Genomic DNA, 12,446 nt, shown 5'->3' with positions numbered 1-12,446 from the left:
GGGCCGCCGCCGATGCCCCGGCGGCGCGCCCTCAGGGTTTCCAGACCGTCGACAGGTTCGCCAGCGCGGAGCCAATCGCCGCTGGCGGGACCGCCGCGAACCCCAGCACCAAGCCGGCGCGCACCTGCGACGGCGTGGTGGGCAACCAATAGCTGCTCAGGCCATTGATCTCCACACCCACATTCGTCGCTTGGGCGATCAGTTCGCGCTCGCGCTCGATGCTCTCCACAGGAACCGTGAGATGCAGCCCGGCCACGACAGTGGGCAGGGCACCGACACCCGCAACAGCCTTGGGCCAGCCCGCCAGCAACGCATCACGCCGAACCAGGGCGGCCCTGCGCATCCGCCGGATATGCCGCTGGAAATGCCCGGCGGCCATGAACTCGGCCATCACCGCCTGGGTGCTGACTTCGGAGTGGCGCACGTCCACGGCGCGCCGTCGGGCGAAGGCGTTGACCAGGCCTGGCGGCAGCACCAGGTAGCCCAGGCGCAGGGCCGGGAACGCCACTTTGCCGAACGTGCCGACGTAAAGCACCCGCCCCTGGCGATCCAGAGCAGCCAGGGGCGCCAGTGGCGCGCCGCTGTAGCGGTACTCGCCATCGTAGTCATCCTCGACGATCCAGCCGTCGTTGCGCTCGGCCCAAGCCAGCAGTTCCAGCCGCCGTGGCAGGCTCATGACCACCCCGGTCGGGTATTGATGGGACGGGGTGACGTAGGCCAGCCGACAGTGGCTCAACGCGCCCAGCGCGGCGCAATCCAAGCCATCGCCATCCACCGGCACGCCCCTGACATCGGCACCGGCAACGGCGAACGCATGCCCGGCCGCGCGATAGCCGGGATTTTCCACCGCCACGACGTCGCCCGGATCGACCAACAGCTGTGCACAAAGGCTGATGCCCTGCTGTGCGCCACTGGTGATCACAATTTGTTCAGCCGTGCAGTGCAGCCCCCTGGAGCTGCGCAAGTACGCCGCGATCAACCCGCGCAAGCGCGCATCGCCCTGGGAATCGCCATAACACAGCTGCTGCAAGTCCGGCTTGCGCCAGAAAGCCGCATTCAGCTTGGCCCAGACGTCGAAAGGGAACAGATCGAAAGCCGGTACACCGACCCGAAACGCTCGCGGAGGGCCGCTGGGCGGTTGGGCCAAATGGTGTTTTTCGACGCGGTTTAGCGCGTCGCTGTGGATAACTTTACTGGATGGACCCACAGGTAAATCGAGCCAATCTGTGGATAAGGCTGTGGGTAAGCCTGTTGAAAACCCTGTGGATACTTTTGTGGATATGTTTTTCAGCGGCAACGTCGTCGAGGACAGTTTTGCCACATAAGTGCCGTCACCGACCCGCCCTTCGATGAAACCCTCGGCGTAGAGCTGGTCATAGGCCCGTACCACGCTGTTGCGCGAAATCGACAAGGCCGCCGCCAGGTCACGGCTGGCAGGCAGGCGCGTGCCGCTGGCCAGGCGTCCATCGAGCACCCGAGTGCGCAACGCCTGGTAGAGCTGACGACTGAGCCCCTGGCGGCGGTCCAGCTCGATGCCTGCGGGGTTGAACGACAATGGCGGCGCGGCGTTGTGCATGACAGCCCTCGTGAATGGACCTATCGAATTGGCCGGAAGTGGCTCTTACAACAGACCAATAGCCTGCCTAGGATGCTCGCATTCGCCAAGGAAAATCATCATGTACAACCCAAAAGCCTTTGCCGTCGAAGACCTGCCCGAACTGCACCAGATGATCGGCGATTGCCGCCTGGCCGTATTGGTCACCCAGGGTGAACACGGTTTGCAGGCCAGCCATTTGCCGCTGTTGCTGGACACCCAACAGGGGCCGAACGGCAGCCTCTACGGCCACATGGCCCGGGCCAATCCACAGTGGCGCGACCTGGAAGCCGGCGCCGAGGCCCTGGTGATATTCGCCGGGGCCGATGCCTACGTCAGCCCAGGGTTGTACGCCAGCAAGGCCGAACACGGCAAAGTCGTGCCGACCTGGAACTTCGTGGCCGTGCACGCGTACGGCAGCGCCGAGGTGTTCAGCGACGCCCATCGCCTGCGCAACCTGGTGGGCGCCCTCACCGACCGCCACGAAACCGGTCGCGAGCAGCCGTGGAAGATCGATGACGCTCCGCCTGAGTACATCGACAGCATGCTCAAGGCCATCGTCGGCTTCGCCCTGCCCATCCAACGCCTGGAGGGCAAGCGCAAGCTCAGCCAGAACCGCAGCCCGGCGGATGCCGCCGGCGTACGCAACGGCCTCGCCGCCAGCCACGACCCGCAGGACCGGGCGCTCGCCCACCTGATGCCTGAACAATTGTCCAAGGAGTGAACATGAGCCAACCTGAAATCCGCCTCGTCAGCGCCGACGATCACGCCGCCTGGCTGCCGCTGTGGCAAGCCTACCTGCGGTTCTATAAAACCGAATTGCCGGACGCCGTCAGCCAAAGCACCTGGCAACGCTTGCTCGATGAGCATGAACCGACCCATGCTGCCCTCGCCTGGGATGGCGACACGGCGGTGGGCCTGGTGCACTTTATCTATCACCGTTCGAACTGGAGCATCGAGAATTCCTGCTACCTGCAAGACCTGCTGGTAACGGAACAGAGCCGTGGCACTGGGGTGGGTCGCCAGCTCATCGAATTCGTCTACGCCACCGCCAAGGCCGATGGTTGCTGCAAGGTGCACTGGTTGACCCACGAAACCAACGCCACGGCGATCCAGCTCTACGAGCGCATCGCCGAGCGCCCAGGCTTCATTCAATTTCGCAAAGCCCTTTAAGGAGCGCAGCATGTCGACTTCACTCGCCGATTGGAAAGGTGTCCCGGCGCCCTCTGCACAGGTGCTCGAAGGGCGTTTCATCCGCCTGGAAAAACTCGACCCGGCGCGGCATGCCGATGGCCTCTGGCAAGCCCTCGAAGGCCCCGGCGCCGACCCGAAGCTCTGGGATTACTTGCCCTATGGTCCGTTCACGGATCGCGGCGCGTTCGATGCCTGGCTGAACAACCATGCGGCCAACACCGACCCGTATTTCTTCAGCGTGATCGACCGCGCCAGTGGCGAGGTGCAGGGCATTCTCAGCCTGATGTCCATCGTCCCGGCCCAGGGCCGCATCGAGATTGGCCACGTGACCTTCGGCGCGCCGATGCAGCGTTCGCCGAGAAGCACCGAGGCGGTTTATTTGCTGGCCAAGGAGTCTTTCGCCCTGGGTTATCGTCGGCTGGAATGGAAGTGCAACAACGGCAATGCCCGCTCCAAATACGCGGCCGAACGGCTGGGGTTCACGTTTGAAGGGGTGTTTCGCCAGCACATGGTGGTCAAGGGTCAGAACCGAGATACGGCGTGGTACTCAATACTGGATTCTGAATGGCCGGTGATCGCGGCAGGATTCGAGCAGTGGTTGAGTGAGGAGAATCAGAGCGAAAGTGGGCAAGTGCGCGGGTTAGTAGAGTGTCGGACATCCGCTATCGGTGGCTGACGGCCCGTTTCGGCGAGCAGGCTCGGCGTCCATCACGTAGTTGACGACCCCACCGCCATTCCTTGCGGGGAATGGCGATGGGGCTACTTGCATCTGAACTGTAAGTAGCTTGCGATTAAGCGATCAAGGTTTCTTTTTGGCTCCAAATGGCTGGAGCGTTTCGCGCGTGACGCCCTGCCTCAGGTATTGCCAGGCCCAATCGGGCACCGCCATGTAGCCTTCCACATACAATGCAAAGTCCAAAAGCCTGTGGCCCAAACGATAGGCTGGGAACTCAAAATTGTAGAGATATTGTTGAGCCTGTCGCTGGCCAACACCGAGTGAATCTCTAATGATTTGGTTCGCGCGCGCCCCGTCCCCGCCAAGCCCAACTCTTAACGCCCTTGCAATATCCAACTCTGAACGAAGCGAGCCAGGTTGCCTGAGCGCGGCTCGAACAGTGGCATCGCTGAAATACGGCCCAACGAGGTCCTCCCATATTTGTATCGCGTGATTCCTCGGGAAGCGTTGGAGCAAATTAAAAATATTCGGTGTATTTAATAAAATCGAAACCCTGATATTAGAAACAACTTGTCCCGAACTGCTAAACAAACCTACCACTGCTGGCGTTTCGGCGTTCGATTGTACCCACCCCAGAAACTCTACAAATCGCGTCAGGCTGTCTTGCTGCCGGACAATACTGTTCAGATTCTGATCATCGAACGGCTGCATCCAGTCAATACTTATCGTGCCGTCGTCAATCACTTCGGTGTAGCGGGTATTGGCATATTCCGCAATGATTCCAAGCCGCGTCTCAGACAGCTTCGGATCACGTAGCCACCTGGCAAGGACATTGACCGGCAGCATGCCGCCGAGGTTCGAGGAAATCACCGTTGAGCGAAGCAGCAGATTAGCCCGTCGCTGCAAATCGGGAAACCGCTCGAGGGCAACGCTGAGCAGATCGATGGTGTCTTCTACGCGATCGTAATACATGAACTGGTTCATTAACTCGGCATCGTCATTAATGGTGACGCCCGACTCACGTTGATACCTTTGCTTTACTTCATTCAGATCGGCCTGATCCACCAGCTCAGCACCTTCCAGTAAATCATCCAGTTGATCATCGTCCAAATGGCCGTGCAGGGTCTCATTGTATTTTACGTAAGCCAGCTCATTCCTTGGATGATGGTCGGTCAACTGTGGAGCCCTGATACCATACTCAAGCATGATATGGATCACATCCTGAGAAAGTTGAAGGTATTCGTTATTGAGCAGGTCGGTCAGATGCAAATCATCGATGGGACCCAGCAGCACGTCTTCGAAGAACCTGCTCAAGGATTGCGTTTCCTGAGTGTAAAAGGGAGCGCTACTTGGCATCAGGCGCTCCGGAGACCGAACCGATAGATGATGCCCGATCTCCTGCAACATCTCCGGCGGCAGGATGGCGTCCCGCGCTGCGTCCAGCGTCCTTCGGCCCAAGCTGTTGGCGTGACGGTCAAGGTAATCCAGAACCGGCTGGAACAAGCGATGTGGGTTGGGGGCGTTGTAGACAATCCGAGTGAGATCAGAGAGCGCTGCCTCCTCCAAGAGCTCTTGCAACCAAGGCGCGATGTCGGAGAGCGCCAATTGCAAGCCGGAGGCCGGCGGCATCATGAAGTGGCTGATTTCCGGGTGTCCATCGATATAATCGGCAGCTGCATTACGCAGCCCTTGCATCGTGAAGGCTTCCTGCGCTTGCCCTTCATTGAGCCCACGGGCGACGGCATTGAAAAAACAATCGCCATCGGCGGGAATCCCAACGACCCGTCTACCCAAGATCAAGCTGTAGTGATTTTCAGCCGTTCGCCTCAAGACGATATCCGTGGGTGATCTATCGGGGTGCTGACTCATCGGATAGAAACGCTCGTATTGCCCCGGCGTGAAGCGTACTGACCAACTACTCCCTGCGGTTATTTCGTCCATGATCAGCAAGCTCCGGTTCTGCGGCCAGCTCGGAAGACGAGTCATGACAGAGGGGACCAGATCCATGATGTCGTTGTCCCAATGACCAGCAGTCCGTACCAATTCGGAGGCACGAGGCGACAGAGCAGGCACTTTGGGTTCGGAAGGGCCTGGTTGTGGAGAGCTACCTGCCGGGCGTTTCCCGCCGCCCTGACCAAATCCAACCGCACGCCACTCTCCGTCGGGCATCCGGGCAACGGTACTTCGCATCACGCCACTGGAGCGGATACTCGACCCGGTGCCAGGGTCGACAAGGGTGGCTTCGGTTGCATTCAATCTCGTATGGGCATGAACCCGGAATACGGTCCCGTCGGGTTGCTGTATGTAGACGGGTCGGGAACTGCCCCCAGCAACAGAATTGAGCGTGGGGCGATAGAAGCCCTGGGCATCTGCAGCCAACCCTCGCAACAGTGAAGTGTCGGTCACCGCATAACGGTTATAGAGTGCCGCTTCCAGGGGCAACCCGGCCAGTGCATCACCCTGGCTCTGGCGCGCCGTAACCGCCAGGAAAGACGACTGGCCTCGGACCGGAACCGTGGCCCCTGCGGCAAGTTCCTGTCCGCCATGATTAGCCACTCTGTAGACAAATGCCAGGGTGTCCAGGTCCATCGGAACAGCACCGGTCCTGGCCACGAGCAGGCCCGTCTTGACAGCACGCCTGAGTATTTGGAAACCGGGTATCAACAGCATGCCGGCCAAGTCCATGAACACTTCCATGGCTACCATGACCATCCTTACTGCTGTTTCACGACGTATATCCGCGTTGCTGTTAGAGCGGTGGTCCGCATAAGCGCTATGGAAATCAACGTGCGCTCGGTGAAGCGCTTCAAGCAGATCGCCTGTGATAACGCTTGCGCGAATCAAGGGACGACCACGGTGCTTTATTTCTTCGGGATTGACCGCGCAAATGCGTGAACGGAAGTAGTCCTGCCATGGCTCTTGTCGTAGAAGCCCCCCGACCCCATCGGCCAGATTGGCAAATTCGTGAAAATCTTCTCCGTCGGGACTGTCTGGAAAATAAACACCTACGGTTCCCTTAATATCCGGCCCGTCCTGATCGGAAAAAATCAAGGCGCCGTCAACGCTGACTGCGTTACCCATCGTCCCGTGCTGGCCTCCAGCCCCTACACTGCCACCCAGCAAAAGGCCATGTACCTGCACGTTTTTTCCCATGACCTGTGGACGCGTTTTTGCCTCTGGCGATTGCAGCACGGCGTCTAGCCAGAGCGTGACCAGTTTTTTGACTTTAGGTGGCTCGAAGGCTTTATCGAGTCGGGTGACCTTGAATATTTCATCCCCCCTGAGCAGGGTCTCGTAACCTTTGAATTTCATACTGGCCGTGTACGCTTTTTGCCAGGCTGCTTTGTAATCCGGCTTGTTCATCTGTGCCCTGAGCAGGGTTTCATAACGTGCGCCAGCGTCGATACTTGTCGCCATCGTGGCGAGTTCGCGCCCTTTCAATGTCATCAGCAAGCCACTCACCGGATGTCGTATCCGCTTGCCATCTTTATCGACAAGGTGAACAGCCATGACCTCTCGCATTGCATTGGGGTACTGCCGCGGGCGCAAGTTATCGAGTATCAGCTGGGTCAGGCTGGTAATACGAGACTGCCTCGGGTTGGCACCCTTTGCGAAAGCAAGCGTCACCATCGTTTTGTCTGGATCGGGTTTTATCGCGTGATGCAGGGTTCGCTGCAGGTATTGCTGGATCTTCTGGCGGGTAAACTGATGCAGCGTCTGGATACCGTCACCCAAATCCGAAACAGCTTGGAGGACATCTTGCTCCAAGCGACGATAACGGGTTTGTTCTGAAAGCGTTGCGGTTGTATAGAAATGAGGACGGTTGTTTTCAATCAAGGTTTGCTGACGAATAGCCAATGCACCGGCAAGAGATAACGTAGGCAGGCGCAATGCATCTTCGGTCCTTTGAGCAAAAGTCCTCAGGGCTACCGTTTCGTTTTCTGGCGCATTCAAGACGGCTTCGAGCGCGTTGCTTTGCAGTTGGAGCAGTTCCGATGCCGCCACTTCGAACACATCCCCGGACAGCTCAGTCGAAATATCCCGTATCGTGCGCTGATGCCCTGCATGGACGACCAGTACTTTTTTGACCATGTCTTGAAAAGAATCGAACCGTTGAATGCCGCGTTCCATGGAATAGAGAAACAGTGGCGCTTGATCGGTTCGTTTGATCACCATCGCGGCAGGCCATTTCTGAGATGCCGCCGTATCCATATCGAGCATCACAGCGTAAACATTGGGAACAGGTGCTCTCAGCAGAGTGTTTCTTTGCGCCTTGGAAGGATGGGTCGTGATGATATCCAGCAGCCGGTCTTCCTCACGTTGCCGAGCGTTCACACTGTCGGTGGGTTGCGCAGGGTTGCGATCAGCTTTATATAAATCGGAAAGAAGCTGAAATCGCCGGGAAAGCAAATGGGCGAATGTCTCTTGCGCTGTGGCTGGGCTATCTGCATCGTTTTTTTTATTGCGAAACAGTGCCAGCGCTTCATGAAACTGGCGCTTCAGTTTTTCGTTTGTCGTGGGGTTGGCAATATAAAACACCGCCTCCATGGCGCTTAGTATTTGCTTTTCCACCGGGATGGCAAAGAAGCTGCTTTCCTCATCCGTGCTGCCCGGACGGTTGAAGAAGCCTACGTCAGCTGATGTATAAACAGGGGCTGTATCGGTCAATAGGCCATGCCACATGACCTCGGTAAAACTCTGCGAGACGGTACATAAACGCTTACCGCTTGAGTCCGTAGAAAAGCCATTGACATAACAATGATCGGGATCAATATTTTCTTGCAACGTCGCGCGAAATTTTCGCCGAGCTATCTTGGCGTGAATCGCCTCGACCAGCGAACCCTTGATCACCGCATCAAACGTGGGTAGACCGGCAAACAAGCGCGCCAGCTTTACTTGATTGGCGTCCAAAAGCGCTATTTGCTTTAGTTGTTCATTTTCCTGACCGCGCAGTAACTTTCCGTGGACATCCATTTCAATAACCGAGGATTCCTCCGGGCCTTGATAATTGCTTGGAATACCGGCCTTTAGCTGCTGTTGAATAGCTTGCGACAACGGCTCGTCGCCCACCCGAAGTGACGAGAAATCCAGCGACATATGGCTGCGATGTGGGTAGCGCCAACCTTCACGTGGGGAATGGTTGCCGGAATGAAAAACATCTTTGCTTTGGTGGGTAATTATAAAGCCTTGTGTCACTGCGTCACGCAGCGGCACCGATGAGGTTTTTCTTTGAGCGGCCGAATCGACTGTCTCGACCTCTTGATAGGTGACCTTTACCCGCGTATCGCCGATAAGGCCCCATTGATTTAGCCATTGATCGGCGAATTCATGAGGTTGAAATCGAATACCGTGGGGTAACAGGCTGATGGGTTTGAGCTGTACGCCGGCAGCATGCGGCGTCACGTCAGGTGCATTTTCAGGGAAGGCAGTCATTCAGGTGTCCCGGTGATGAGTAGGACTGGGACCCTATCGCGCCGTTTCAGCGGGAATGACGTACATATGTATAGGTGTGGCTACGGGCTTCGGGGAAAGCGTAAGCCCAAATGTCAGCAAGCTCTCACGGATCCGTGGCGAGGGAGCTTGCTCCCGCTCGGTTGCGCAGCAACCGAAAATTTCTTGGGGCCGCTGCGCAGCCCAGCGGGAGCAAGCTCCCTCGCCACAGGTTATTTCATCAAGTTCAGACCAGCTTTTGCGCCAACACCGCAATATGCTCCGGTCCGATCCCGCAGCAGCCGCCCAGATGGCTGGCACCGCGTTTTTGCCAGTCCGCCGCCCATTGCAGATAACCCGGTGGGTCGAGGTCTTCGCGTAGCGGGTCCAATCCGTCGTTGGCCGTCGCTTCCTTCGGTTGCGGCGGGAAGGCGTTAGCGTAGGCACCGATGTGGATCTTCACCCCCAGGCGCTCGAAGGTATCCCGCGCCGCGTCGATAGCCGCGCCGATCACTTCCGGTTGGCTGCAGTTGAACAGCAGCACCTCAACGCCCAGTTCCGCCGCCACCGCCGCGGCATCCGCCACCGGTTCGCCGGAGCGCAGGCGCGGCACTTCATCGGTGTCTTCGTCTTTCAGGGTGAACGACAGCCAGAACGGCTTGCCGTCCTTCGGCAACCCGGCGTGAATCGCCCGTGCTTCGACCGTGGAGCTTTGGGTCTCGGCCAGCCACACGTCGACATGGGGCGCCAGGCCGTTCACCAGGGGCGCGAGCAATTCACTGGCGCGGGAGGCGTCGAACAGATCCGGCCGATAGGAACCGAACAGTGGCGGCAGCGACCCGGCCACACGCACTGCTTTGCCCGAAGCGTGCACTGCCCGCTGCGCCAACTCGCCCGACAGCGCGGCCAGGGCCTGGCCTTCTTCGGCGAAACGCGCCTCGCCAATATGAAACGGCACCACGGCATAGCTGTTGCTGGTGATTACGTTGGCGCCGCTGGCAATATAGGCCGCGTGCACGGCCTCTACCGCCTGGGGCGCTTCGCTCAAGGCCAGCGCCGACCACTCGGGCTGTCGGAACGGAGCGCCCCGGCGTTGCAGTTCGCGGCCCATGCCGCCATCGAGAATGACTGTCGTTGCTGAGCCCATATGCGATTCACTCATAAGCTTATGAAAAATACTCACTACCGGAGTTGTTCTTATAACTATTTAATACGCACCATTCGGTGAACTACAACTTATTTTTCTATCAGGGCCCTCACATGAAATTACAACCACTGCTGGCCCTGGGCCTGACTCTGCTGGCTGCCTCTTCGCAAGCCTTCGCCGGCGCCACGCTGGATCGCATCGAACAGAAAAAAGAACTGGTCGGCGTGCTGATGGAAAGCTACCCGCCCTTCTCGTTCCTCAACGATCAGAACCAGCTCGACGGTTTTGACGTGGACGTCGCCAAGGCCGTGGCGCAGAAACTGGGCGTGAAGCTGCGCCTGGAAACCCCTTCCTGGGACGTGATCGCGGCCGGCCACTGGAGCGGGCGCTATGACATCTGCATTTGCTCCATGACGCCGAGCAAGGCACGCGCCGAAGTGTTCAATTTCCCGGTCCAGTACTACGCTTCGCCAGCGGTGATCGTAGTCAACGCCAAGGACGACCGTATCCACGGCGCCAAAGACCTGAGTGGCAAGAAGGTCGGCCTGACCAGCGCCTCCAGCTACGAGAGCTACCTGAACAAGAACCTGGTGATCGAAGGCGCCGAGGATACTCAACTGAGCTATCCATTCGAAGACGTGCAGATCGCCCCGTACGACACCGACAACGTGGCCTTCCAGGACCTGGGCCTGGGCGCCGGGGTGCGCCTGGACGCGGTGCTGACCAACCTGGTGACCGCACAGCCGCGCCTGACCGAAGACAAGCGCTTCAAGCTGGCCGGCGAGGCGCTCTACTCCGAGCCGAACTCGGTGGCCATCGAAAAGGGCGACGCCCAGTGGGACAACAAGGTGCGTGAAGTCTTTGCCCAGTTGAAACAGGACGGCACCTTGAGCAAACTCTCACAGAAATGGATCGGCGCCGACATTACCCAATGACTTCTTTTCCACCCCCTCAGCCACCGCCACCGGTGGCTGAGTCACGCCTGCAAAAAATCTTCGGTTTTCGCACCCGGCTGTACCTGACCTGGGCGGCCATGCTGGTGCTGTTCGCGAGTTTCTTCCTGAGCTTCGACCTGAAGTTCTCCATCATCCTCGACAAATTGCCGAACCTGCTGGGTGTGCACCTGGCGCCCAATGGCTTTTTGCAAGGCGCGGTGCTGACACTGTTCCTGTGCTTGTGCTCGATCTTCGCTTCGTCATTGCTGGGCTTCATCACCGCCCTGGCGCGGCTGTCCAGCAGTGCGGTGGCGTTCGGTATCGCCAGTTTCTATGCGTCGTTCTTTCGCGGCACGCCGCTGCTGATCCAGATCCTGCTGATCTACCTGGGCCTGCCCCAACTGGGCGTGGTCCCGGGCGCCATCGCCGCTGGGATCATTGCCTTGTCGCTGAACTACGGCGCCTACCTGAGCGAGATCTTCCGCGCCGGGATCCTCGGCGTCCCCAACGGCCAACGCGAAGCTTCCCTCGCCCTGGGCCTGAGCGAAACCGTGATCTTCTGGCGCGTCACCCTGCCCCAGGCGATGCGCACCATCATCCCGCCGACCACCAACCAGTTCATCTCCATGCTCAAGGACTCTTCGTTGATTTCGGTGATGGGGGTTTGGGAGGTGATGTTTCTGGCGCAGTCTTATGGGCGTTCCAGTTATCGCTATATCGAGATGCTGACGACGGCGGCGATTATTTATTGGTTGATGTCCATTGCGTTGGAGCTGATTCAGGCGCGGATGGAGCGGCATTATGGGAAGGCTTATCTGAATAATCGCTGAGCTTGGGGAATGCCTGGGAGGCGATAAAGCTATTCCGGTGTGTATATCCGTTGCTGCGGTAACGGCCACTTAGGGTTCCGCCCTGACGGCGGGTCACTTTCGAAAAGCCCGGAAGCCGGCCCAGTCGAAAGTAACCAAAGCGCTTCTGCCCCACCACTCGGCACCTCGCCTAGGCTCGGTGTGCCCTCACTCCGGCATTGCTCCGTGGGCCCGCCGCGAAGGGCCATCCATGGCCCAGCGCGGCTATCCCGGCATCCATGCCGGGATGCCCACTCCACAATGCCTGCGTTCGGCCAGCGTGGTTAACGGGGCGCCGAGATCAACGTCCACCACGAGGCGGCCTGGTAGCCGACCTGGCTCTTGATGAGACCGCGTGTCTCCTGTGGGAGCGAGCTTGCTCGCGAAGAGGCCGGCAAGCCCAACAGCCATGCCACTGAGCCACCGCCTTCGCGAGCAAGCTCGCTCCCACACTCAATCTCCAGTGGTCACAAAATTCATATCCAACACAGCCCCCCTGTGGGAGATTCTATGGTACGGGGCTACCCCTTAAATGCCTTTCGGTAAGTATTCGCTCTGGTTCTTCAGCAGGGCGAATACCACTCGGGCAAGCTTGCGGGCCAGTGCCACTAATGCTTCGGTT

Annotated in this window: 8 protein-coding genes; 5 read left to right on the top strand and 3 right to left on the bottom strand. The window is 58.7% G+C overall.

Going from position 1 to position 12,446, the window contains the following annotated elements; all coding sequences use genetic code 11:
• Nucleotides 1–31: 31 nt before the first annotated feature.
• On the bottom strand, nucleotides 32–1,576 hold the full coding sequence (locus B0E42_RS19135; RefSeq protein WP_077507055.1) for a PLP-dependent aminotransferase family protein: 1,545 nt from the start codon (nucleotides 1,574–1,576) through the stop codon (nucleotides 32–34).
• Nucleotides 1,577–1,676: 100 nt separating this feature from the next.
• Between B0E42_RS19135 and B0E42_RS19130 the strand changes: the two genes are divergently transcribed.
• The 3 genes from B0E42_RS19130 to B0E42_RS19120 are packed head-to-tail and all read left to right on the top strand — an operon-like array spanning nucleotide 1,677 to nucleotide 3,464.
• A complete protein-coding gene (locus tag B0E42_RS19130) occupies nucleotides 1,677–2,318 on the top strand; it encodes an FMN-binding negative transcriptional regulator (RefSeq protein WP_018611679.1) in 642 nt (213 codons plus the stop codon).
• Between the two features lie 2 nt (nucleotides 2,319–2,320).
• The gene (locus B0E42_RS19125; protein WP_018611678.1) at nucleotides 2,321–2,767 is read left to right on the top strand and encodes a GNAT family N-acetyltransferase; all 447 of its coding nucleotides are present in this window, start codon (nucleotides 2,321–2,323) and stop codon (nucleotides 2,765–2,767) included.
• A 10-nt stretch (nucleotides 2,768–2,777) separates the two neighbouring features.
• Nucleotides 2,778–3,464: a GNAT family N-acetyltransferase gene (locus tag B0E42_RS19120; RefSeq protein ID WP_077507054.1), complete on the top strand. Its 687-nt coding sequence runs from the start codon at nucleotides 2,778–2,780 to the stop codon at nucleotides 3,462–3,464.
• Nucleotides 3,465–3,587: 123 nt separating this feature from the next.
• Here B0E42_RS19120 and B0E42_RS19115 read toward each other — a convergent pair whose 3' ends face one another.
• Nucleotides 3,588–8,897 carry a dermonecrotic toxin domain-containing protein gene (locus B0E42_RS19115; RefSeq protein ID WP_256578323.1) on the bottom strand — a complete coding sequence of 1,770 codons (5,310 nt, stop codon included), beginning with the start codon at nucleotides 8,895–8,897 and terminating at the stop codon, nucleotides 3,588–3,590.
• 244 nt (nucleotides 8,898–9,141) lie between these two features.
• On the bottom strand, nucleotides 9,142–10,041 hold the full coding sequence (locus tag B0E42_RS19110) for a homocysteine S-methyltransferase family protein (RefSeq protein ID WP_077507052.1): 900 nt from the start codon (nucleotides 10,039–10,041) through the stop codon (nucleotides 9,142–9,144).
• A 113-nt stretch (nucleotides 10,042–10,154) separates the two neighbouring features.
• Between B0E42_RS19110 and B0E42_RS19105 the strand changes: the two genes are divergently transcribed.
• Nucleotides 10,155–10,976: an ABC transporter substrate-binding protein gene (locus B0E42_RS19105; RefSeq protein WP_024619058.1), complete on the top strand. Its 822-nt coding sequence runs from the start codon at nucleotides 10,155–10,157 to the stop codon at nucleotides 10,974–10,976.
• Nucleotides 10,973–11,806 (top strand): amino acid ABC transporter permease, encoded by an 834-nt coding sequence (locus B0E42_RS19100; protein WP_077507051.1) that lies wholly within the window; start codon nucleotides 10,973–10,975, stop codon nucleotides 11,804–11,806. Before B0E42_RS19105 ends, B0E42_RS19100 begins: the two co-directional genes overlap by 4 nt.
• The last annotated feature ends 640 nt before the right edge of the window (nucleotides 11,807–12,446 follow it).

This window comes from Pseudomonas sp. A25(2017), assembly GCF_002001065.1.
GTDB lineage: Bacteria > Pseudomonadota > Gammaproteobacteria > Pseudomonadales > Pseudomonadaceae > Aquipseudomonas > Aquipseudomonas kilonensis.
The sequence above is the reverse complement of the archived record's forward strand: the minus strand, read 5'-3'. Positions and strand labels throughout refer to the sequence as shown.